Origin of the sequence: Crateriforma conspicua (assembly GCF_007752935.1) — a bacterium.
Classification (GTDB): Bacteria; Planctomycetota; Planctomycetia; order Pirellulales; family Pirellulaceae; genus Crateriforma; species Crateriforma conspicua.
The window spans coordinates 3,566,872-3,589,963 of sequence record NZ_CP036319.1 but is presented as its reverse complement, the minus strand read 5'-3'; the positions used below and the strand labels follow the sequence as shown (position 1 = coordinate 3,589,963).

16 protein-coding genes are annotated in these 23,092 nt (G+C 60.2%); 4 read left to right on the top strand and 12 right to left on the bottom strand.

The genetic code is table 11. From position 1 onward, the window contains the following. Positions 1 to 79: 79 nt before the first annotated feature. Together ndk and Mal65_RS26820 are read right to left on the bottom strand one after the other, a co-directional pair. Positions 80 to 538: a nucleoside-diphosphate kinase gene (gene ndk / locus Mal65_RS13385; protein WP_145298388.1), complete on the bottom strand. Its 459-nt coding sequence runs from the start codon at positions 536 to 538 to the stop codon at positions 80 to 82. Between the two features lie 167 nt (positions 539 to 705). Then, on the bottom strand, positions 706 to 1,998 hold the full coding sequence (locus tag Mal65_RS26820) for a hypothetical protein (RefSeq protein ID WP_174820166.1): 1,293 nt from the start codon (positions 1,996 to 1,998) through the stop codon (positions 706 to 708). Positions 1,999 to 2,376: 378 nt separating this feature from the next. Here Mal65_RS26820 and Mal65_RS13375 point away from each other — a divergent pair, with 378 nt between their 5' ends. Next, a complete protein-coding gene (locus Mal65_RS13375) occupies positions 2,377 to 2,877 on the top strand; it encodes a hypothetical protein (RefSeq protein ID WP_145298385.1) in 501 nt (166 codons plus the stop codon). Positions 2,878 to 2,943: 66 nt separating this feature from the next. Here Mal65_RS13375 and Mal65_RS13370 read toward each other — a convergent pair whose 3' ends face one another. The 3 genes from Mal65_RS13370 to Mal65_RS13360 form a co-directional block, all read right to left on the bottom strand. Further along, positions 2,944 to 3,609 carry a Maf family protein gene (locus Mal65_RS13370; RefSeq protein WP_145298382.1) on the bottom strand — a complete coding sequence of 222 codons (666 nt, stop codon included), beginning with the start codon at positions 3,607 to 3,609 and terminating at the stop codon, positions 2,944 to 2,946. A gap of 44 nt (positions 3,610 to 3,653) precedes the next feature. Then, the gene (locus Mal65_RS13365) at positions 3,654 to 4,334 is read right to left on the bottom strand and encodes a DUF3467 domain-containing protein (protein WP_145298379.1); all 681 of its coding nucleotides are present in this window, start codon (positions 4,332 to 4,334) and stop codon (positions 3,654 to 3,656) included. Between the two features lie 115 nt (positions 4,335 to 4,449). Next, positions 4,450 to 6,693, bottom strand: a complete 2,244-nt coding sequence (locus Mal65_RS13360) for a sigma 54-interacting transcriptional regulator (RefSeq protein WP_145298376.1) — start codon at positions 6,691 to 6,693, stop codon at positions 4,450 to 4,452. Between the two features lie 248 nt (positions 6,694 to 6,941). Between Mal65_RS13360 and Mal65_RS13355 the strand changes: the two genes are divergently transcribed. After that, on the top strand, positions 6,942 to 8,363 hold the full coding sequence (locus tag Mal65_RS13355; RefSeq protein WP_145298373.1) for a DUF1598 domain-containing protein: 1,422 nt from the start codon (positions 6,942 to 6,944) through the stop codon (positions 8,361 to 8,363). Between the two features lie 83 nt (positions 8,364 to 8,446). Here Mal65_RS13355 and Mal65_RS13350 read toward each other — a convergent pair whose 3' ends face one another. The 4 genes from Mal65_RS13350 to Mal65_RS13335 all read right to left on the bottom strand — a co-directional run bounded on the left by Mal65_RS13350 (position 8,447) and on the right by Mal65_RS13335 (position 16,873). Further along, positions 8,447 to 9,922, bottom strand: coding sequence for a DUF1501 domain-containing protein (locus Mal65_RS13350; protein ID WP_145298370.1), 1,476 nt, complete (start codon positions 9,920 to 9,922; stop codon positions 8,447 to 8,449). A gap of 99 nt (positions 9,923 to 10,021) precedes the next feature. Then, positions 10,022 to 15,295 carry a DUF1549 domain-containing protein gene (locus Mal65_RS13345; protein WP_196784821.1) on the bottom strand — a complete coding sequence of 1,758 codons (5,274 nt, stop codon included), beginning with the start codon at positions 15,293 to 15,295 and terminating at the stop codon, positions 10,022 to 10,024. 179 nt (positions 15,296 to 15,474) lie between these two features. After that, positions 15,475 to 16,284: an alpha/beta hydrolase family protein gene (locus Mal65_RS13340; protein ID WP_145304896.1), complete on the bottom strand. Its 810-nt coding sequence runs from the start codon at positions 16,282 to 16,284 to the stop codon at positions 15,475 to 15,477. A gap of 241 nt (positions 16,285 to 16,525) precedes the next feature. After that, a complete protein-coding gene (locus Mal65_RS13335; protein WP_196784820.1) occupies positions 16,526 to 16,873 on the bottom strand; it encodes a hypothetical protein in 348 nt (115 codons plus the stop codon). 556 nt (positions 16,874 to 17,429) lie between these two features. Here Mal65_RS13335 and floA point away from each other — a divergent pair. Then, the gene (gene floA / locus Mal65_RS13330; RefSeq protein WP_231131363.1) at positions 17,430 to 18,449 is read left to right on the top strand and encodes a flotillin-like protein FloA; all 1,020 of its coding nucleotides are present in this window, start codon (positions 17,430 to 17,432) and stop codon (positions 18,447 to 18,449) included. Positions 18,450 to 18,558: 109 nt separating this feature from the next. Here floA and Mal65_RS13325 read toward each other — a convergent pair whose 3' ends face one another. Further along, the gene (locus tag Mal65_RS13325) at positions 18,559 to 18,927 is read right to left on the bottom strand and encodes a DUF1499 domain-containing protein (RefSeq protein WP_145298364.1); all 369 of its coding nucleotides are present in this window, start codon (positions 18,925 to 18,927) and stop codon (positions 18,559 to 18,561) included. Positions 18,928 to 19,070: 143 nt separating this feature from the next. Here Mal65_RS13325 and Mal65_RS13320 point away from each other — a divergent pair, with 143 nt between their 5' ends. Next, the gene (locus Mal65_RS13320) at positions 19,071 to 20,357 is read left to right on the top strand and encodes a replication-associated recombination protein A (protein WP_145298361.1); all 1,287 of its coding nucleotides are present in this window, start codon (positions 19,071 to 19,073) and stop codon (positions 20,355 to 20,357) included. On the opposite strand, the gene Mal65_RS13315 is transcribed toward Mal65_RS13320, so the two are convergent. Further along, the gene (locus tag Mal65_RS13315) at positions 20,311 to 21,432 is read right to left on the bottom strand and encodes a hypothetical protein (protein ID WP_145298358.1); all 1,122 of its coding nucleotides are present in this window, start codon (positions 21,430 to 21,432) and stop codon (positions 20,311 to 20,313) included. The two genes, Mal65_RS13320 and Mal65_RS13315, sit on opposite strands and share 47 nt — an antisense overlap. Further along, positions 21,386 to 22,906, bottom strand: a complete 1,521-nt coding sequence (locus Mal65_RS13310) for a zinc ribbon domain-containing protein (protein ID WP_145298355.1) — start codon at positions 22,904 to 22,906, stop codon at positions 21,386 to 21,388. The genes Mal65_RS13315 and Mal65_RS13310 overlap by 47 nt, the downstream gene beginning before the upstream one ends. Positions 22,907 to 23,092 lie beyond the last annotated feature (186 nt).

The following is a 23,092-nucleotide window of genomic DNA, read 5'->3' as shown; positions in this document are numbered from 1 at the left end:
GAAACGTGAATCTTTGGCGGCATTGGTCGATCGACCACGCCGAAGATTCGACTCAAGTGCAGCTTGGCCGGCGTGCGACCTATTCGTCGGCGGCCCGCATGAACGAAGTCAGCACGGGGTTGTACGCACAGATTTCGTCTTCGTTGAAGTACAACGCCAACTCACGTGCGGCGGCTTCTTCGCCATCGCTGGCGTGGACCAAATTCATTTGACGGCTGCTGCTGAAGTCGCCACGGATCGTGCCGGCCGCAGCGTTCAATCCGTTGGTCGCGCCCAACATTTCGCGCACAACGCGAATCGCTTCCAAGCCTTCGATCGCCATTGCCACGATCGGCGCGGAGATGATGAAGGATTCCAAACCGGGATAAAACGGTTTTTCGACGTGTTCGGCGTAATGCTCCTTGGCCAACGTCGGAGTGACCTGCAGCATCTTCATGGCGATGATGTTCAGGCCCTTCTTTTCGAAACGGCTGATGATTTCGCCCATCAGACGACGTTGGACCGCATCGGGTTTGAGCAATACGAGGGTGCGTTGCATGGTTCTTTCAAAAGTCGTGAAGGGTGATGGCGCGTGAATCGTGGGGATGATCCACGTCGCCGAAAATAGCCAGCCGGATCGTTGGCCGGCCGATGACGCGGCGTAGTATGAAACCGCAGTGCCGGATCGGGCAACGGGACTACAGCCCCGCGACCGGGCATCGGCCGTTACCAAGGCTGGCGGATGAATTGGTCGCCGGACCGCAGAACCGTGCGAGTGGAACCGTTGCCGTCAGCGGGATTCGCCCCCGTGTGCTGGCCGCCTGATGGCAACCGTGACGGGCGGTCTTGGGCGGCCGGCCGCGTGATGGGAGTGGAGCCGGATGCCGGTGTCGCGGATGGCAGCCGGACGGGTCGCAGCATTTTGCGATGCACCCTCTGTTTCCATTCCTGCCACGTCGGTTTACGAGTCTGTTGCAACAGCCGATCCAGATCGTCCAAGTCGCCCGACTGAACCGCATCGATCAACGTTTCCGCATCGTCGTCTCGCCGAGGCAGAACCGGACGTTCGCCGGCCTCGCGCACCGAGGGCGGCACGATCAGCAAGTCATCACCGTCCGTCTGGTCTCGGCCCAGCAACAAGTCGGATTCCGGTTGGTAGATCGTCGATTGTGCGGGTTCGGGCAACTCCGACTCGGGTGCATCGATCGCGGGCAAATCACTGTCAAGTGTTTCGTCCGAGGGTGACTGGATCGATTCCGCATCCGACGACTGCGGCGCGGAATCCAACAAATCATCCGCGTCCGTGTCGTCCTCCGCTTCACCGGTGTCCGGATCCAATGCCGAATCCGGTGGACCATCGGGCAGGTCATCCACCGACAAATCGCTGGGGCTTTGGATCGACGGTTCCGGTTCAGCCGGATCGGGCTGTGGGTCGATCACCGGTGGCAACAACGACGCTTCGCCAGCGTTCCACGGCGTTGACGGTGCAGGCGCTGGCGACTGCAGCATCTGGCCGCTGTCGTGCATGACCGATGGATCGGTCGGCATGCCGCAAGACCCGCACTGACACGACGAAGTTCCCAGCGATGGTTGCAGCGTGGGACCGCAGGAGTCACAGCCGGTCGACGAATCGAACAGATCATAAAAGCTGATCGCCGGCACACGGTCGCCACAGCGTCCGCAACCACACTGTCCCGCTGTGCACAGGCCGCGTTGAAACCATTGCCCGCCACATTGACCATCGGCGCAGCCACGGAACCGGTCCAGCGGGCTTCCGTACAGACTGCTGTAGCTACGCGGCGGCATGTCGGCCAACGGGCGAACGCCGGAGCTTTGACAAGCGTGATAACCGTCACCCCATCCGCAACCTTGAGCCCGCTGCCATCGCTGGAACGTTTCCGGATAACCGGCCCCAGCCACTGTCAAACCCACGGTGGCTGCGGCGGCAAGGATCGCCATCACACGGCGGGTCGCGGGCGGACATAGCCAGTGGAACAGCCGTTTTCGTCGTTCGTTCATGACAGCGTAGCCAACGGATGTTTGGGGAAGGTCGTGGGGAGGATTGCGACCGAACACCAAGCGTGTGATCGCCGCACATCAACGCTTGTTCGTCTTGCGGCCGCCCCCAGAATCAGTTGGCTGTTTCAGGTCGCAACGGCTGCACTGAACGTTCCGTTTAAAGTCGAAACGTTGCACCGGAGTTGTCGGTCACAAGGATCGTGGCGGTAAAATGGGCACCGATGCAAACTAACATCGCCAAAGGGAGAAACCTTATCCGGCAACAGAGGGGGATGTGACGTAGATTTGCCCGGATGGGATCACAGGTCGATTCCATCCGATCGGCTTTGGCCAACACATTTCAATCGAATTGCGAACTACCAAAGAAACGGGGCGGCGGTGACTGACATGCCAAAACAACAAGCCAACCGAAAACGACTGTTGATCGACCCACAGGTGCAATGGGCACTGGCGCTCCGCGTGCTGATGCACTGGGGAATGTTGATGGTTTGTCTGTTGATGGCCAACACGATGCTGACGTTGCTGTCGATGGCCGGCGAAAAACCGTTGACCGGCGCGGTGGGCGAAGCGGTCCGTCATCAAGTTCCGTTGATGCTGGTATTGCTGGTTTTGATCCCCGTCTTCATCCGCGACACGCTGAAGCTTAGCAACCGCTTTGCCGGACCGATGTACCGTCTGCGGATCGCTTTGAAAGAACTGGGCGGCGAAAAAGGCGAAGCCCGGCCACTGAAGCTGCGGGATGGCGATTACTGGCAAGAAGTTGCCGGTGAATTCAACGTCGTGCGTGACCGCATAGAACAATTGGAAGCCGAAATCCAAACGCTTCGCATGGCCGAACACCAGCCGACGGCGACGCCGGTTGAATACACATCGCTGTAACGCGAAGTCTCTTTAACAACGTGCGACGAACACGCAACGGACAAGGTTCGGTCTTGCGACCGCGGATCAGTATTGCGACCGGTCGGCCGAATCGAACGAATCGTCGCTAAGATCGACGACGGTCGACAGGCGATCAAAATCGCGCAGCATTTCTGCCAAGCGTTCCATCGGCAAACCGACGACGTTCGACTCGCTGCCAGTACCGACGATTTCCAACCAGTCGTTGCCGTCTTGAAATCCGAAGGCACCGGCTTTGCCTTCCCAGCGGCCGGAATCCAAGTGATCCGTCAGCGTCGCGTCGCTGATGGGTTTCATCTGCAATTCCGTTCGCACGACGTCCACCACACAGCGACCGTCGGTCGATCGCCACAGGCAAACGCCGGTGAACACGTCATGACGACGCCCGCTCAGTCGACGCAGCATCGCGGCGGCATGTTCGCGATCATCCGGCTTTCCCAGAACCAGTCCGTCACACGAGGCCACCGTGTCGGCCGCCAAAACGACGGCATCACCACACTTTCGCACGACATCCAACGCTTTGCGAAACGCGTAACGGGCGACCAGTTCCGGCGCGGTCACGCTGCTGCATAATCCGCATTCGGCATCATCGCTGGCGGGACGGACCGAAAATTCATAACCCGCCGCCTTCAACAACTGGCTGCGACGTGGCGAACCGCTGGCCAATACCAGTGGCAAGCCGCCGGGAATGCTCGCGTTGGGCAATCCGTTCATCAACGGCAATGCGTGTGGTGAGGACGAATCATCCGATGCCGCCATCAAACCGGCCCGTTCCCATTGTCTGCACCGGAGTCTTCATCGTCGCCGTCGGCGTCTTCGCTTGGCGGCGGTTCCTGTGGCTTGAAATCCTGATTCGGATCATACGAATGCGACTGGCCTTGCGGCGGTTCTTGGCGACGCTGGCTCAATTGATTCACCGCCCCCTTGAGCGAATCCAACAAACGTGGGACTTGGCCGGCGGACAGAAACACGCGTGCACTGACGGCGGATTGCGGGAAAAAGCTGGTCAAGAAATCGAGGCCAAACTCGTTCGCGCCGTGGCCGATCATCACACCGTTGGCATAGGTCCCGCTGAGCACTTCATCGGGCAGTTTCAAATCGTCATAGATCTCTTGCGGCGACGGCCGACGAGCGTTGGGATCCTGGGGCGGCTGGTTGGGCACCGGCGGATCACCGAAACGGTTGCGGTACAGATCGATGTTCTTTTCCAACGCATCGATAAACTGGGGCATCACGTTGTGCGGGATGACGATCCGCCGGGCAATGCGATGCGGCCGTCCGATCGTCTGCAGAAAATCGACGATGAATTCGCTGGGGCCGGTCATCACGATGGCCCCGGTGCTGAAACATCCGTCGGCGACGTGATCGGGGACCCGTGCCCGCAAGGCTTGATTGGCGGGCTGTTCGGGCTGGGACGGATCAGGTTCGTTTCCGGTCATCAAAATTCCGGCGGCATGAAGATTCGGTCAGGGCGGACGCCACGCATGGCCGCCCGCACGGGGGGCGGCATTGTATCGGCTTTGCGTGACGATCGTTACCCGCAAGCGTGACGGATCACGACTTCGACGCGTCGGCATCGTCACGCGCGTACCGCTTCAGACGTCGGTCCAGGGTGCTGCGTTCGATGCCCAAAATGGCGGAGGCTTTGGATTTGTTGTTGCCCGTGTGCCGCAGGACACGAAAGATGTGATCTTTCTCCAAATCCGCCAAAGTCCTTTCAACGGGCCCGCCGGGCACAGAACCGTTTGAATCCGACCCCGCCGACGTGTTCCGGCCGCCCGCAGTTGGCGATCCCGCAATGGGCAACACCAGATCGTCCGCGTCGATCACGGTGGTGGTGTTCAGCACGACGGCGCGCTCGATCACGTTTTTCAGTTCGCGAACGTTGCCCGGCCAAGTGTGGTCTAGCAACCGCTGTTTGGCGGCATCGGTGAACGCTTCGATCTTGCGTCCCATTTCCTGGTTGAATCGCTGCAGAAAAAAATCGGCAAGCCGCAAGCAGTCGTCACCACGCCGGCGCAGCGGCGGCATCACGATTTCGACGACGTGCAATCGATAATACAGGTCTTCGCGAAACGTCCCCTCGGCCACCATCGCTTGCAAGTCACGATTGGTCGCGGCGACGACACGCACGTCGGCTCGGATCGGACGATGACCGCCGACACGTTCAAACGGATGGCCGTCCAGGACCCGCAGCAATTTGGCTTGCAGGTCGGATTCCATTTCCCCAATCTCGTCCAGCATCAGCGTGCCGGTGTGCGCCGCTTCGAACTTGCCCTGCTTGCGTTCGGTCGCGCCGGTGAAGGCACCTTTTTCGTGACCGAACAGTTCGCTTTCCAGCAACATCGGTGACAACGCGGCACAGTTCAGGCACACCAACGGACCTTCGCTGCGGGCACTGGCGTGGTGCAGTGCTGCGGCCACCAATTCTTTGCCGGTCCCTGATTCACCGCGAACCAGCACGGTCGCGTTGGTCGGTGCGGCCAGCGAGATTTGGCGGCTGACTTCGACCATCGCGTCGCTTTCGCCGATCATGCGAACGCGTTGGCCCAAGCGTTTTTGAAGCTGTTTCAATTGGTCGCGGGTCCGATGCAACCGGCGCCCCAAGTTTTGCGATTCGGCCAAGGCACGCAGCGATTCGCCCAACACCTCCGCCGCGGTGACGGCAAATTCCAGATCCGATGAATCAAAATCGCCTCGGTCGATCCAGGCGGTCAGGTGAATCACGCCCCAAATTTGTTCCGCCGCGTCACGCACCGGCAGCACGATGACGCTTTCGACATTGATTTCGCCGCGGCTGTCTTCGGTCGCCAAGTTGGCATCGCCGGCCGCGTTGCGAGCCAAGACCGCTTCGGCGTCCGCCCGTTGGGCCGATGCGATCAACGGATCGGGTGGTCGTCGGTAACTTCGCTGAGACGTCTGGCGGGTGGCGATCAGCCGTGGCAAGTCGCCCTTCGCCGCATCGACGTCGCTACTTGCGGTGGCATCATCGGCCTTCCCGGCGACCGGCTTTTCACGCAGATACACGCCCACGGTCGACGGCCGGACGTGCCGAACCAGACAGTCCAACGTGGCTTCGGCCCGCTGGACCGCCGACGTCATGCGTCCCAGCTCAAAAGCCAAACGCAACAAAGACGCGCTGCCGCCGCCCGCATCGCCGCCGGATCGACCCGCCGAATGGCTTGTGGATTGCCCCGCCGAATTTCCGTGCAGCAAACCGCTGTATCGCTGACGCCGGGTGATTTGTGGCGTCGCAGCGGTCCCCGCGAGCGAATCGTCGGCAAAAGAAATCTGGTCCTCGGTCATTTCCGCCGACGATTCGATCGCCGCTTCGACGGCCCCCGGCGAAACGCCGGGATCGATGGTGGTGGAAAAAACGATCGCGTGGCCGCCGATTTCGATCGTGTCGCCGTCGCAAAGTGCCACCAACGGCGGGTCACCCTTCAATTCCACGCCGGAAACGCGAGTGCCGTTTCGGCTGCCCAAGTCTTCGATGCACCAGCGACCGTCAAAGAAAACGCGGGCATGACGTCGGCTGGCCTTTTCGCTGCGGATGACGATCTGGTTGGACGATGATCGCCCCAGAATCGCTTCGCCGCGTCCACCGGGTCCAGAGCCGTCAACACCCGATTGGCCCTCCTTTCCAGCCGCCGCCCCCCCGCCACCGGGTGCCTTCAGCCTGTACACGTCGCTCCACCGACCGGCCCAGCGGGCGATCAAATAAGCGGAAGTGGCGGTGACCGGGGCGTCGCGTCGCCCGGCGGTCGCGTCGTCAGAATCAGAAGCGGAAAGGTTCAAAGCGTTGGGAAGACCCCGAAGGTTCTGTTGTAAGCGGTTTTGCAGCCAATTATTCTAGCCGGTGACGTCGTCCGAAAAGATCCGTCTGGAAAGATCCACGCGACCGCCCCAAACCAGCCGTCGTCGACTTTTTGGCATCTTGCGCGGGCGGACACGACCGGATCCGTCAAACCCTTCGGGCTTTTCGATCCCAAGTGGGCCTGTTGTCCCAACTTTCCCCCCATCTTTTCAATCGTTGACCGCCACCAGTGTCGCGCCAACTTGCTTCGGAGATCCATTCGATGGAATCGGGTTCGCAACGAATTTTTCGCATTCCCACCGCCCTTCGGGCCGCCACGCTGTCGCTTGCGATGGCGTTGGTGACCGCCGTCACCGTTCATGCCGGCGGGTTCGGTGGTGCCAACAGCGGCGCCGTCGGGGGCGTGGTGATTGATTCCGAAGGCATTGTGCGTTCGGCCACGGTCGACGAACAACAAGACTTTGCCAACCGCATCCGCGCCCTGTTGGACGCACCGGCGGGTGATTGGAACGAAGCGTCCGACATGCGGGTCGTTTCCCTGCGTGGGCTGCAAGACCAAGTCGCCAAAGCACGTGCCGAAGGCCGCCCGATTCCGGACGAAGTGTCGTTGATGGCCGGCCTGACCCGCATCGAGTACGTCTTCGTCGATTCCGACCGCTCGGACATCCTGGTCGCCGGCCCCGCGGAACCCTGGAAACTGTTGCCCGAAGGCTCGATCGTCGGCACCAAGACAGGCCAAACGATCCTGCGACTGGACGACTTGGCCGTGGCCCTTCAAAGCGTTGAAATGGCCCGCCAGCAGGGCATCCTGTGCTCGATCGAACCGACCGCCCAGGGCCGCGCGAACCTGAAAAAGATGCTCAGTCGCGTCGCCTTGCGGCCCGGCCAAAACCCGTCTTACCTGGTCCCCGCGATGCGTGAGGCCTTTGGCCCGCAACAGGTTCAACTGGCCGGCATCCCCGGTGAAAGCCGCATGGCACGCACGCTGGTTGCCGCCGACTTTGAAATGAAGCGTCTGGCGATGGGATTGGTCGATTCGCCCGTCCGTGGATTGCCCAGCTATCTGGACATGGCCAAGAATTCCACCCAAAGCCGATCCAGCAACCCGCGTTGGTGGATGGCCTGTGATTACGACAACCTGCGTCGCAGCGACGACGGTTTGGCTTGGAAAATCAGCGGCCAAGGCGTCAAGACGATGACCGACAACGACTTGATCGAAGCCGACGGTCGTGCGGTCGCCGCCAATCAGAAAAGCAAAGTGGCCCAGCGTTGGGCCGACCTGATGACCCAACAGTTCAACGAATTGGCCAAGTCGATGCCGGTGTTCAGTGATCTGCAAAGCACGATGGACATGAACGTCGTCGCAACGCTGATCGTGCAAGAACGCTTGGCCGAAAAGGCCAACCTGGATCTGACGATTCTGAGCAGCGACAAAGACACGCTGGACCTGGGATCGTACTTTGTTCCCGAAGAAATCCCGCCGCACTGCAGCTTCATCCAAGGCGTCAACGGCTGGATCGTCACCGCATCGGGCGGCGTCGACATCAACGCGTTCCAGATCGTGGAAAAGCAAACGGTCGACGCGAAAGTCGCCGATGTTCGCACCGCAACCTTGGCCGCCGCCGGCGACCGCTGGTGGTGGAACAAGTAGGAACAGGGGACAGGTTAGGACGGGTCGCAGGTGACAGGTTTTTGAAAACCGGTGACCTGTCGACCTGAAATCCTGTCGACCTTCTACCCAAACAGCTTGGTGACCGCGGACGCTTTGACCAGTTCGCGGGGCTGGTTCAAGTGGTTGTAGACGATCGTTTCGGGGTCGATCCCGAACGCGTGATAGATCGTCGCCAAGATTTCCGCCGGATGCACCGGTGATTCCAGCGGTGCCGATGCGGTCTTATCACTTTTGCCGTGAACATAGCCGCGGCGAATTCCCGCTCCGGCAATCACCGACGTGTAACAGTACGGCCAGTGGTCGCGGCCGTCGTCGGAGTTGTTATTGCCGCTGGTGCTGACGCCACGCTGCGGGCTGCGGCCGAATTCGCCGATCGCCACGACCAGCGTTTCGTCCAACATTCCGCGGCTGTCCAAATCTTCGATCAGCCCGCTCAGCCCCTGATCCAGCATCGGTGCGGACTGGTCCTTCATACGTTTGCTCAGCCCGCTGTGGTGATCCCAGCTGTGGTTGTCGCTGTTGGCCACCTTCGGCCAAATCACTTCCACCACTCGCGTTCCGGCTTCGACCAAACGGCGAGCCAACAGGCAACTTTGGCCGAACGTGTTTCGACCGTAACTGTCGCGGATCGCATCGCTTTCCCGGCTCAGCTCGAACGCTTCGCGTGCCTTGCCGCTGACGATCAACGACAACGCCTGTTCGTACCGGTTGTCCAGTTCATAGTTTTCCACCGCTTGGTTGATCGCGGGCATTTGCCGGTTGACCAGTTCGCGGAGACTGGCGCGGCGTTGCAACCGCACGTCAAAGACGTTTTCACGCAGCGTCAGATCGTCGATCTTGATCCGCTGCATCTTCGCCATGTCCATGTCGTCGCCGTCGGGGTACAGCGTGTACGGATCGAACGATTTGCCAAGAAATCCCGCCGTGCCGCCTTTGCCGACGACGTTGGATTCCTGCAGCGGTCGCGGCAGCATGACGAACGGCAACATCGGTTCGTCGACCGGACGCATTTTGATGATGTTGCTGCCGAAGTTCGGAAAGTCCTTGGGCGACGGCGGTTCCAATTGTCCCGACGGGCTGACCTTGTCCGTCGTGTACCCCGTCATCATTTGGTAAATCGCCGCGGTGTGATTGAACAAACCGTTGGGCGTGTACGACATCGAACGGATCATCGTGAACCGATCGTTCAGCTGGCTTAGCCGCGGCAGGTTCTCGGTGAACTTCACGCCGGGGATCTTGGTGCTGATCGGCGAAAACACGCTCTTCACATTGTCCGGCACGTTTTCCTTGGGGTCCCACAAGTCCAAATGACTCGGCCCACCCTGCAGGTACAGCATGATGATGTTCTTGGCCTTGCCCCATCCGGGGCCGCCGACGTGTGCCGCGGGCTGCTCCGATGCATCCGCCTGTAACCGCATCAGGTTCGGCAGGGTCAGCCCCAACATGCCGATCGAACCGACACGCAGGAACGTGCGTCGCGTTCGCCCCAGGTGCGGATCACACAGGTCTTTGGCGGCATAGCCTTTGAAGGAAAGCATGGCAGTGCACCTGAAATTCTTTGGAACGAAAAATCTTCGAGAACGAAATCGATGTCACAGGGAAAAATCGACGGATCAGTGCCGCCGACAAACCCGCAACTAGCGGTTGAACAAGAACGCGGGGCTGTTGACCAACGCCCAGACCAAGTCTTCCGCCGCAGTCAGCCGCGGGCGGGACGATTGTTTTTGACTTTGGACCACGTCGCGACGCAGACGCACCAGCCGCGAATCGTCCGGTGTCGGCGTTTCCAAACGCTTCTGCTGGGCGGCCAGGCGGGTCAGTTCGGCGTCCGGCGGGATCGCCTTGTTTGCCTCGATGACCGCCGCGTTGGCTTCGGTCCACGCTTTGTCTTGCAAGCGAACGTGCTGTGCCAGTTGTTCCTGCTGGGCGTCGCTGCGGTCGGTTTTGGCGGTCCGCACGATCGCGTCAAGCGATTCGGGCAGCCCCAGTCGAACATCCGCGTCGGTCGTCACACTGATCCGGAAACGCCCCAGTCGGTGCTTGGCGGCGTTGTGGTACTGGTGAATCTTGAACGTCAACTTCGTTGAACCGGATGTCGCGGCATCACCGTGGATCGGCTTGGCGAACTGGAACGTCGCCCAGTGCGTGCGGCTGGTCCCACCGGCGACGGCCCAGCCGGACTGGTTTCGCGTCGCCTGGTCGAAGGCGCGTTTGATGTCGAAACCGTTTTGAGTGAAGTCCGCTTGGGCTTTCAATATCCCAACCTTGGTCGGCTTTTGGTCGCCCGTGCTTGCGAAGACCTCGATCTCCGTGACCACAAAGTTACCGTTGTCGCCGCGGCCGGGACCTTTGTTGGGCAAGTCGTCAGCGGCGATCGCTTCCAGTCGGAAACCGGTGATTCCGGCAATCGATGCTTGATAGGTGACCTCGTACGTTTGTTTGTCGGCATTACCGGTGGCCAAGATCGATCGATCAGCTTGGGGTAACAGTTTCGTTTCCTTCGCAGCCTTCGTCGCCACCGCAGCCAACGGATACCAATCGTTGCGGATCTTCGACGGATCCTGCTTGGCGGCTTGGCCGGTGTATCCGTCGACCCAAGCGTCAATCTTGGCGGCCAATTCCGATTCGACTTTCGCCAACCGTTCCTTTGCCGCGGCGATCCGTTGCCTGCGTTCGGTCTGCAGTTTGGCCAAGACCGGTTGGTAGTCGGCTTCGCGTTTGGCGATCGCGGCTTTGATTTCCGCCAAGCGTTCGTTGCGGATCGATTCCAATTCGGCGCGGCGGACCTTCCAATCGGCTTCGGATTCAGCCAACCGCGTTTTCATCAATTGATGATCGGCGACGACTTGATCCACCAGGTCGTTGAAGGCGGCGACTTCATCGTCGGTCGCATGCCGGGCCAGCGCCCGCAGGAAAATCTCGTCGACCAGATCCCCGTTGTCGGCAGTGCCGGCCACCAAGCTTTCCAAATCGTTCTTGTCGCTGGTGATCGCGTTTCCGATCGTCGGACCGCTGATCAACGCCATCACGGGCCCCAGTTCCAGTCCGCTGGACCGTTCGCATTCACAGGCGCTTTCACGAGCCGGGCGTCCCAAATTTTGCAGGAATCCGTCATCCAGTTTTACCCCTGCATCGCCAAGCGCCGCGGCCCGAGTGCCTGGTGCGACGCCGGGGATCGTGGAGGCCGCGCCGGTGACCGCGTGAACGGCATCAAAGATGACTTCGGCCGGCAATCGACGCGCCGTCGCGTGGCTGTAATTCAGCTGGTCATCCTGGTTCATCGCATGCGTGGCGACCGACAACTGATAGGTGCGGCTGGACACGATCGTCCGCATCAATTGACGAACGTCAAAGCCCGATTTCACAAACACGTCGGTCAGGTGATCCAGCAATTCCGGGTTGGTCGGCGGGTTGCCCGCCCGAATATCGTCGATGGGTTCGATCAGACCGACGCCCATCAGATAAGCCCAAACTCGATTAACGTAGCTGCGAGCAAAATACGGGTTGGCCGGATCAGTCATCCAGCGGGCCAGATCGCCACGCCGGGTATCGGGCAACGATTCGGCGTTGGTGGCTTTGGATTCTTGACGCCTGACCAACGTCTTCCGATCGTCTTTCGGCAGATCAAAGGGGAACGCCGGTGCGACCGTCGCTCCGGTGCGAGCATGTGTCATTTCCCCTTCGCTGCGATCGCTGATGATCTCGTACAGCGGTTTGGCACCGTCGACCGCCGTGCCGCCAATCTTCTTTCCGCCGTCGTTGGGGTCCCGCCGCAGATCGACTCGGGCGAAAAACGCCGCCATCTGATAGTACTGGTCTTGGGTCCAGCGTTCGAACGGGTGGTCGTGACACTTGTTGCAGTTGAATCGAATGCCCAAGAACAAGTGCGTGGTGTTCTCCATCGTGTCTTCGGGCGTCCGCAGGATCTTGTAATACGACGCAGGCGGGTTGTCCTTGTTGCTGCCGCTGGCGGTCAAGATTTCGCGTGCAAATTCATCGTACGGCTTGTTGTCGACGACGCTTTGTCGGATCCAATCGCGGAATGCCTTGCTGCCTTCGACACCCAAGAACTTGCGGTTCACCTGCAACAAGTCGGCCCACTTGTTGGTCCAGTATTCCACGAACGCTTCGTTTCCGATCAATTGGTCGATGACCTCGGCACGCTTCAACTGCGACGGCCGCGGGTCGGCTTCGAAACGACGTAGATCATCGGCGGTCGGCGGCAAGCCAGTCAGATCCAAGTGCACCCGCCGCAGGAATGTCAGATCGTCCGCCAGATCACTGGGCACGATCTTCATCCGCCGCCACTTTGCCGCGACCAATTCGTCGATGCGGTTGTAATAGGGAACGTCGACCGCCTGGTATTGCGAACGGTCGCCCATCACGGTCAGCGTTGTCGCCGCATAGGCGCCTTCGTAACGGGCCAAGATCGGTGCTTCGCCGCGACGGACCGCCGACAGAATCGCGCCGGACGCCACCGTCGCGACTTCCGTGTTACCGCTTTCGATAAACGCTTCGCGAGTGACATCACGCTGCATCCCGTCGGCATACGTGGCGACCACGCGAACTTGTTGACGATCGCGGGTGCTTTGGACCACCGGGTCTTTGGGGAACACTTCGATCGACTTCACCCGCGGGGTCGTCATGTCCAGCGGCGAACCGGCATGGATCCAGCGACGCAGAATGACGTGCGACGGGTCGCCGGGCTGCATCAACACGCCGCCTTCGTGCGGGGTCAGCCCCAGCGGTTTGCGCAACATCAATGATTCCGACGGGTGTGCCGGGTCGATTCGACGCGCGGCCAGATCATCGGTCAGTGCGCGAATGTCAAAGATCGGGTCGTAGCCACGCAGAGAAAGCTTGAAGCCGTTCTTGCCCGCTTGCGCACCGTGGCAGGTTCCCTGGTTGCACCCCAGACGGCTGAGCACGGGATTGACGTCGCGGATGAAGTCCGGTGTCGCTCCACCGTCGAACTCCGGTGACATTTCCGGCGTCATGTCTTCGACCGACACATCGATCGTCGCCGTGGCCTTGCCAAAGCGGATCGTCAGCGTGTCCTGACCGGTGATCACTGGACGCACCAAAGCCGTCCGAGTGCCGACCAAGATGTTTCGCCGACTTTCGTATCGGGCATGTCGCGTCAGGTCATAGGTCGACCCGTCGGCGGTATGTCCGGTGACGACCAATTGAGCGTACTGAAGCGGCGAAGTGAATCGAATCGCCGTCGGCTGGACCGTCAAACGCTCGATCACGCCAGGGTCGTCTAGCGATAGAGGTTCCGTCTCCGAAGCACTGTCATCTTCGTTGCGGACCCATTGGGTCGCGTCGAAGCGAATGCGTTCGTCTTCCTGGGCCTCGCCCAGCGGCAACGCGTCGAATCGCTGGACTTGGCCGGACGCGTCATAGCGTCGGATCGAATTGTCGCCGGCGGCCACCCACAAGCTGCCATCCGGTGCGAACCGGATCGCATAGACGACTTGATCGATGATCTGGTCCAGCACCGTCGTTGTCGCGCGTCCGCGGTACTGTTCGACTTTCTGTTTGTCTTCGGCCGATCGATCGGACACTCGTTTGCCCAAGATCTGCTTCAGCTGGTCCGACAGAGTGCCGTCAAAATCGTAGTCCCAAATGGCCACCTGCGACTTGCCGTCCAGCGTTGCCGCCGCAGCGATTCGGGTTCCCGCCGGGTCGATCGCAACGCTGAAGATTCGTCCTTTCAAGGCCGGCAAGCGGCGGATCAAGTTCGCGTCGTCTCCGATGCGTCGTGTCGTTTCGCGAAAGACGCGATACACCTTGGCCACACCGTCGGCACCGCCGACCACGACTTCGCTGCGCTGCGGATGGACGGCCACGCCGTTCAGACCGCCGGACAACGCGCCGGGAGTGATCGACGTGATGTTGTCGACGAATCGCTCCGTCGCGACTTCGGTCAGTTTGCACGACATGTCGCGAGCGACCGAAACCAAGTGCGATCCATCAGCGGTGAATCCGGTATCGCGGATCCAGTCTTCATGAGCCCCCTGGAACAACACCTGCTGGCCGGTATCCGCATCGATCGCGCGGATGACGTTATCATTCCCTCCGAAGGCCAAACGTTTGGAATCCGGCGACCAACTGGCACCCGACAACGTGTCGGCGGTGAAGTGGACCGATAACCGCAGCGACTGTGATTGCACGTCCCAAATCTGGATCTCGCCGTCTTCCCCCGGACGTCCCCCCGCCACCGCGATGGACTTTCCGTCGGGGGAAAAACGCACGGATTCGTTCCTGGGGCTTTCGCCGATCAATCGTGCCACCACATCACCGCCGGATGTTTGGCGGATCAGCACTTCGTGAAAACCGGCAATCGCAATCAAGCTGCCGTCGGGCGATATATCGATCGACGCGATGGTCGGCGGTCCGGCGTATCCAGGCGGCGAATCGGCCGAATAACGTGGCCCCGAATCGGCGGGCGAATCGTCAACCGCGCCCTCGGCAATCCAGCGACGGACCAACGCGACTTCATCGTCATCCAAAGCCTTCATCGGTGCGGCCGGCATCGCTGCCACCCCATCGATCGGCGTGATCTGTTCGACCAGATAGCTTTCGTCAGGCTTTCCCGGAACGATCGCCGATTGTTCCGATTCACCGCCGGCAACCAGCGACGCAAAATCCGTCATCCGATAATCACCCTGGTCCTTCGCCGCTTGGTGACAACCGAAGCAGTTTTGACGAAAGATCGGCAGAACATCGCGGTGATAGCTGACCGGTGCCGGATCATCCGAGTTCGATGACTCGGCCGGCAGCGCGGCGGTGGGACCAAACGCCAGCAGACACCCCAGCAGGGTGAATGGCAAAAGCACGCCATGACGCGCGGATCCGGTGGGCACGACTGACGGCAACGCCGCCATGCGTGTGGCCTTGAAATTCATTCAATCCCTCACAAATGAGCGAGATCTGAAATTCATCAATAGCCGGTCCAGCACCACATTCGCGTCAGGGCGATGCGAAAGATCTACGGCGGAACTGGTAGCCCTAGAAGCGGGCAGGCGGGGTCACTTTGGACACCTTCCAGCATACACGACAAATTGTCGCGGCGGCAAATCATTTTTCACTTGCCCGCGTACCGATGCACCATCGCAGCAATCAGATCCGCCACAAACGTCAGGTCTTTCGGTTGGCGGACCAGTAAATGGTCCGCCCCTGCCAGCGTCACCAAACTGGCCAGCGCGTCGGCACCGGGCCGTTGGTTGATCAGCGACTGGATGCGAATCGCCTGGTCGTAACCGACGGTCTCGTCGACCGGCGAATGCAGAATCATCGTCGGCAGATCGATCGACGCGATCGCGGCGGTCAAATCGTGCGTGCGAAAGTCTTCCACCATCTGGCGATCGATCGCGTATCGAAAACCGCCGATCGTGACTTCGCCGCGACCTTCCCTTTCGATCCGGCCGTCCATGTGCACCAGCAAATCCGCCAAGTGCCGCGTGTCGCTCGGGGCGGCCAGCGTGACCAGGCAAGCCAATTCCGCAAGCGGCCCGTCATCGGTCCGATTTCCAGCCGCCATCATCGATGCCGCCCCGCCGAAGCTGTGCCCGACCATGGTTCGTACCGGACCAAGTTGATCGGCGGCGAACCGGGCCGCTGCTTGCAAATCGGCCAAGTTGGTGGCAAAGTTGGTCTGCGCGAAATCCCCTTCACTGCCGCCCAATCCCGTCATGTCGTACCGCAGCACGGTCAATCCGGCGTCCGCCAAACGCCTGGAAATCCGGACGATCGCCTTCAAGTCCTTGTTGCAGGTAAAGCAGTGATTGAAAAGCACCACCGGAGCGTCCGGATGCGAATCGTCACGATCGACGATCCCGGCCAACGGAAAACCGGCCCCGCCGTCGAAGCGGACGCGAAATGAATGACGTGGCAAAACAGGCGTGATGGGTTTGGTGGATCGCAGGAACGGAAATCGGCGCGGCAATCGTACACCCAAACCGGCCAAACCACCGCCCCCGACCTGCGGCTATCCGCAACGCCATCGTTGCCGGCCAGGCGAACTGCGGGTCCAAGAAGCCCTCAGCTTCGGAAGCAAGCCGGGGGACGGATGCCCGCCGCGACCTATTGATGTCGGGCGAGTTCCGATGAAAACGGATTTCCCTGGCGAAGCGAGCCTAGGAAGGGTCCGGCGAAGAATCCTGTTGATCCTGCATCTGTTCTTCGATGAATTGGAACCGTTCACGGAACAGAAAGCGGTCCCACAGGCTGGGACGACGCAGATTCGGATCGTCGCTGTCGACCAGATTCTTTTTGCCACCGGGCGTCCGCAGAACTAAGCGGCCGTCGGATTTGACCTGTTCAACCACCCAGTACTTATCGACCAAGTAGTTGTACGATTCGCCCTTGGGTGTGGCCACAACTCTAGCCGCTCTCAGTCCGGGTTTCGAACTGATCTTGCTCTTGCGATACACGGCCCAATCCCCGGCCGTCCATCCCATCGTGTTGCTTCGTAATCCAATCATTTGGTTCACCCTTCGATTCACGCAGCGTCATCCGCGCTGGTGTGTCTATTGAAGCTTACCCCCTTGACAGTTTGGGGACAAAGCTAAATAGCGTTGAATCGACAAAATGCATGGAATCCTCACCTTCTTCGCCAGTTTTTCCACACGCCGCCAACGTCTTCGTCGTTTCTTGATCCTGTCTTGGTCGGAATTTTGCCGGACAACTGTCAAGGCGAACACGAATGCAACGAACCACAAGGTAACGAACGTCCTACGAAGGCGTCGCCCCGTCGGTGCGGCATTGTCAACATTCGCTCCCTTGGTTGTCGTTCAAACGTGGTCGCCTAGCATTGGCAAACCGCAGAGCAGCAAATCGCAGACCGGGCGCAGCAAATGAACAATGATTGCTTCAGTACTCGCATTCCGTTCCGCAAGCCGCTTGTCGTCACCGTGGCGACTGCGGTGACCGGCGATGGTGTACACTTCCCCTTGATTCGCCGCGAACAATGCATCGAAACCCCACCGCGGATCAATGCCATGATCCCGAACACGCCAACCATTTCGTTATGAGACCCCGATGACCATGTTGACGACTTCGTTGATCGACTGCTTGCAAAGCGCGCAATTGATTGCTCAGACCGGGCGCGGCATTTTTGGCGTGATTGTTTTGGCCGCCATCTTCGTCGGCGTGTTCTTGCTGGCCGTCCTGGGATTCTTTTTCATCCGTTACGGCAAGCTCTGGTTCCAGGCTTACATGTCGGTCGCCGACGTCAGCCTGGTTTCGCTGATCCGCATGCACTTCACCAAGGTCAACCCGAACGTGATCGTGCAGGCAAAGGTCATGGCGGCCCAAGCCGGGTTGAACATCGATCGACGTGACGGGATCAGCACACGTCGCTTGGAAGCCCATTACTTGGCCGGCGGAAACGTGATGAACGTGATCCATGCGATCATCGCCGCCCACCGTGCGGAAATCCCCTTGGATTTTGATCAAGCCAGCGCGATCGACTTGGCGGGACGCGATGTCCTGGACGCGGTCCAAACCAGCGTGTACCCCAAAGTCATCGAATGCCCAGATCCCAAACGCAGCGGCAAAGCAACGCTAAGTGCGATCACCCAGAACGGGATCGAATTGAAAGTCCGCGCCCGCGTGACGGTGCGAACCAATCTGGAACAGTTGATCGGCGGGGCGACCGAGGACACGGTGATTGCCCGCGTGGGCGAAGCCATCATCAGTTCGATCGGATCGTCCGATACGCACTTTGATGTGCTGGAAAACCCCGACATGGTCAGCCGCGTGGTGTTGGAACGCGGCTTGGACGCCCAAACCGCTTTCGAAATCGTCTCCATCGACATCGCCGACATCGACGTCGGTGAAAACATCGGCGCCCGTCTGCAATCCGATCAAGCCGAAGCCGACACGCGGGTCGCACGGGCTCGGGCAGAACGACGTCGAGCCGAAGCGATCGCGGAAGAACAGCAAATGAAGGCTCGCGTGGCGTCGAATCGTTCGCGTCTGGTTTTGGCCGAAGCGAAAGTGCCCGAGGCGATGGCCGAAGCATTCCGCGCCGGACGCGTCATCGGCGACAACAACTGATCCCGTCGACATCGTCGGCTTTCGATCCGCGAAAGCAGCGTCCCCAAACGGTTACGTTTTTCGAAACGCGATACCACGTCGTCGTCACTTTCGAAAACCGACGGCCGCCTTAGCCCATGATTCCGTGACGCAGTTCTTTCAGATTGCGTTTGTTTTGGCCAAAATCGCCTTTGCCGACTCGTGATTGGCTTTCCGCGTGAACCAGGCAACCGTTGGCATCGGGAACGATTTCCACGTTGATGTCGTCGACGAATCCGAACAGCTGGGTCTTCCGCGTCAGGTGCAAATGACAACGACCGTCGCGGCCTTCGTGTCCGATCACCGACCAGTGACTTTGCAATTGCGTCCAGCTTTCCAGGCGTTGTCGCATCGCATCGACGGACAACGCCATCGCCACCGGACGCAAATCATGGTCCTTGGATTCCGCGTCATAGCGGGCGTAATTTTGGGTCAGCCCTTTGATCCAGTTGTCCAACATGATGTTTGCCGTGACGATGGAAAGCGATCAATTCATCCTATGTCAGAAACACCGCTTCTGACCGTTCCAACCGTACGGGTTCGCAAACCTTGGCCGCCAAAAAGCAATCGCCTTCGTTATTCGATGACGTCGAACAAGACAACATGAACGCCGTGGCGCCGCTGGCGGCCCGCATGCGACCGGACAGTCTGAATCAGTATATCGGTCAATCCCAGATCCTGGGCGACGGCAAATTGTTACGTCGTATGATCGATTCGAAACGGCTGGGGTCCATCATCTTGTTCGGGCCACCCGGCACCGGCAAAACCACCCTGGCGTATTTGTTGGCGAAAGAAACGGGAACGGAACTGCGTCAGTTAAGCGCGGTGTCCAGCGGCGTCAAAGATGTCCGCGAAGTCTTGGCCGAAGCCGGTGACCGAATTGCCGCCGGCGATCCGCCCTTGGCATTGTTCATCGATGAAATCCATCGCTTTTCCAAGTCACAACAAGACGCCCTTTTGCCCGACGTGGAAGCCGGCATTGTGTCGCTGATCGGCGCGACCACCGCCAATCCACACTTTGCCGTCAACGGTGCGTTGATCAGCCGCAGCCAGTTGTTTCAATTGACCTCGTTGACCCCGGACGACGTCGAAACCCTGCTGCGACGTGCCCTGCAGGATCCCGTCAAAGGTTTGGCCGATCACGACGTCCGTGTCGACGATGACGCGATCGCTTTCCTGGCCGAAGCCTGTGAAGGCGACGCGCGTCGGGCGCTGACCGCACTGGAAATCGCCGTGGGCAGTGCGGGTGACGGCAAAGTCGATCGCGCCGCCGCGGCCGAATCGATGGGCAACCGTTTGGCGGGTTACGATGCGACCGGTGATGACCATTACGACCTGGTCAGCGCGTTGATCAAATCAATCCGTGGCAGCGATGTCGATGCCGCGATGTACTGGCTGGCGCGAATGCTGGAAGGCGGCGAGGACATTCGGTTCCTGTGTCGGCGTTTGGTGATCCTGGCCAGCGAAGACGTCGGCAACGCGGATCCCCAAGCACTGACCATCGCCGTTGCCGCGATGCAAGCGTGCGAGTTCGTCGGTTTGCCGGAAGCCCAACTGACGCTCAGCCAAACCGTCGCCTATCTGGCATTGGCCCCGAAAAGCAACGCCGCAACGCGAGCCATCGGTGCGGCCCGCCGTGATGTCCGCGATCGACCGATTCTGGCGGTTCCGGCGGCACTACGCGACGCCCATTACAGCGGTGCGAAAACGCTGGGGCATGGCGAAGGCTACGTCTATGCGCATGATGCCGAGGGCGGGATTGCCGCGCAAGATTACTTGGGTGAAGACCGGCGATATTACGAGCCGACCGACCGCGGATTCGAAGCCACGCTGGCCGAGCGTCTTACGAAGATTCGTCAAATTTTGGGCGATCGCGGAGCGTCTGGCTGACCCGACGAAGCACTTGTTGTTCGTCATCGCTCAGACTGTCGAACCCGTCGCGATGCAGTCGATCCAAGATGTCGTCCAACCGCGCCACGTCCATCGCTTCGCCGACTTCGCGCTGGTGTGCGTCTCGCAACCGACGCTCGTTCTTGCGATCGGTGATTCGTCGCCGCACTTCGTCCAACAACGTTGCACAGGTCTCACTCTCTTCGCGAGACAACGTCGACACCGCAAAACTGTCCAGCCAAGCCGTCAGGTCTTTCCCGCCGGACGATCCCCACAAAAACGCGCCCACCAAAGCCACCACCGACCACATCGGCAACCGTCCGCCCGGTGATCCGGTCGCCATCGCCAGTGCCGCGACGAACAACAGAAACGCAAGAACGCGGATCAGCTTTCGCATCACGACCAGCTTGGGCTCAATCTGGATCGACTGGTTCAACGTTCCGACCATCGACAGCAAACCGATCCGCCCAAGCGTTCGCGGCATCGGGATCAGCTGGCACAGCATCTGAAACCAAATCAATGCACCGGAGGCTTTCCATGCATCGTCGGCGCGACTGAATCCCAACGCCATCCACGACACCCAGCCACCAGATTCACCGGCACCGTCAAAACTGGATTCCGGATGCGACGCGCCGACCAACCACAACACGAATCCCATCGCCGCTAAAACTTGCAAGACGATCACCACCAACAGTGCCGTCCGCTGGGGATGCCACCGGTGCACCGGCAATTCTACGCCGATGATGCCCAGCACCAACGAACGCAGCCGCAAACCGGCGAAAGCACAGAACCCGATCGACACGGCCGCCTGGACGATCAGACCGCTGAACCAGACCGCCACGCCCGTGATCGACGCGGCGACCAGATCGGAATTTCCCGGCCGACCGGCCAGCACGCTGACAGCCCCGAAAACGGCCGCCGCGGCAAAGAAAACGCCGTACGAAATTCCGACTCGTGTTCCCGCGATCCGTCCGGCGGGGATCGAAGCCGTCGAATCGTCGACCGACCAATGCGACGGCCGATCGCTGTCATCCGGCTTCGCCGTCCGGTTCGGGGATCGTTTCGGAAGGCTCATGGTCGTCCGGGGAAGAGATTTCGTTAACCGTTTGGCCGATGCTGTAAGCCAGCCGGCCAAGCATTGCAAAGTACAGGAACGTGACAACCACCGTCGCCGACACCGCAGCGAACACGCCGTAGGGCGATCCATTAACGGTGAACATCAGATACGACAGGTATAGCACGACGAAAAGCAGCCCGGCCGAAAAATAGAAGCCGCCCCAGGCTTCCCGGCACCGCGTCGCGCTACGGGCAACCTCCGGCGAAAACGGGGCGAAGACACTTTGCATGTCCAGCATCGAAAGCAATACGAACGGGAACAACGCATAGATCGACGCCATCACCAAAAACAACGTCACCAGCGCGTTGCTGCCGAAAACGGCCAGCCCCAAAAATGCCGCCGGGGCACTGACCAGCCCGATCGCCGCAACACACGTCACCAACGGACCGAACCACGTCATCGGGTCCAGCACCTCGGGCCACCCCGTGATCTCATCCGCCTCGTTGGCCACCGCTTCCATGATCGCGAACCCACAAGCCAGGGTCATCGCGGCAAAGATGATCACGCCGACGAACAACCCCATCGGCAAAATCGGCACCATCCAAAAGGCCGCCACCAATGCGGACGCACCGCCACCCAAAACGCTCATCAGAACCGCGTACATCACCACCGACGGGTCCTTGAAGACGCCGAAAACGTCGGCGAACCAGGCCATGATGTCGGGCGTGTCGTAGTTTTCCGGTTCCTCCTCGATCTCTTCTCGCTCGGCCGAATCCAACAACTCCTTGGCCGACTTCATGAACGGATCCGCCGGTCGTGAAGACTCCGCCGTGTTGCTAAAGGAAAACGACTCAACCTGGTCCAAGTCCACCTTGGGCTTTTGAACGACCTTGGGCGGCGGCGGAACGACAATCGGCGAATGACAGTCGTAACACTGAATCGTCTGGCCGGCTTGGTCCGCCGTCACATCGGTCGGCGAATCACACACCTTGCAGCGGACCCGATACTGGGTTTCGTACTGCACCGGCACCGCGGTGGGTGACGTTCCCGGCGTTGATCCCGATCCGCGAGTCGTACTGGGCGGCGGCAAATCAGGCAGATCCGGAATATCCCCGAACAGGTCATCCCCATCGCCGCCCGATCCGTCCCCGAACAAATCGTCTCCCTCGGGTAAGTCTCCGAACAACGGGTCGTCATCGACTGGCGCATCCGGCGGCGTCGGCTTTGGTTTCGCTTTCGGCGTTGCGGGTTTCTTCGATGCCGTGGCAGGATTCAGGGGCTTTTTCGCTTTGGCCGCTGGCGGGGCGTCGGCCTTCGGCGTCACGTCATCCAGATTCAGCCAATCGTCATCATCGTTGGCTTGCGGCGCGGCGCCGGGGACCAAGAACGTCATCTGACAATGCGGGCAACGAACCTTCTTTCCCGCATGGTCGCTGCTGATCCGCACCGACTTGCCGCACGAGGGACAGGAAAGTCGTTGCTGGGTCGACATGGCCGAGGATGAGTTTTCGGGGACGAAGAGGCGAAAGAGGAGATCCGACCTGCCCGAAAATGAGCGCGGTTTCAATCGGATCGTCGCGAAGTCGCCATTGTAAGGCCGTCGCGTGGTCGCTCCTACACTTATCGGGCCGAATCCGCCGGCCAAGGGGGCGCTGAAACGGGTTTGCCTGGGCCAGAT

Excerpts from the sequence above, each read along its gene's own strand:
- ndk (WP_145298388.1), bottom strand. The coding sequence starts at position 538 with ATGCAACGCACCCTCGTATTGCTCAAACCCGATGCGGTCCAACGTCGT.
- Mal65_RS26820 (WP_174820166.1), bottom strand. The coding sequence starts at position 1,998 with ATGAACGAACGACGAAAACGGCTGTTCCACTGGCTATGTCCGCCCGCG.
- Mal65_RS13370 (WP_145298382.1), bottom strand. The coding sequence starts at position 3,609 with ATGAACGGATTGCCCAACGCGAGCATTCCCGGCGGCTTGCCACTGGTA.
- Mal65_RS13365 (WP_145298379.1), bottom strand. The coding sequence starts at position 4,334 with ATGACCGGAAACGAACCTGATCCGTCCCAGCCCGAACAGCCCGCCAAT.
- Mal65_RS13350 (WP_145298370.1), bottom strand. The coding sequence starts at position 9,922 with ATGCTTTCCTTCAAAGGCTATGCCGCCAAAGACCTGTGTGATCCGCAC.
- Mal65_RS13345 (WP_196784821.1), bottom strand. The coding sequence starts at position 15,295 with ATGAATTTCAAGGCCACACGCATGGCGGCGTTGCCGTCAGTCGTGCCC.
- Mal65_RS13335 (WP_196784820.1), bottom strand. The coding sequence starts at position 16,873 with ATGATTGGATTACGAAGCAACACGATGGGATGGACGGCCGGGGATTGG.
- floA (WP_231131363.1), top strand. The coding sequence starts at position 17,430 with ATGACCATGTTGACGACTTCGTTGATCGACTGCTTGCAAAGCGCGCAA.
- Mal65_RS13325 (WP_145298364.1), bottom strand. The coding sequence starts at position 18,927 with ATGTTGGACAACTGGATCAAAGGGCTGACCCAAAATTACGCCCGCTAT.
- Mal65_RS13320 (WP_145298361.1), top strand. The coding sequence starts at position 19,071 with ATGAACGCCGTGGCGCCGCTGGCGGCCCGCATGCGACCGGACAGTCTG.
- Mal65_RS13315 (WP_145298358.1), bottom strand. The coding sequence starts at position 21,432 with ATGAGCCTTCCGAAACGATCCCCGAACCGGACGGCGAAGCCGGATGAC.
- Mal65_RS13310 (WP_145298355.1), bottom strand. The coding sequence starts at position 22,906 with ATGTCGACCCAGCAACGACTTTCCTGTCCCTCGTGCGGCAAGTCGGTG.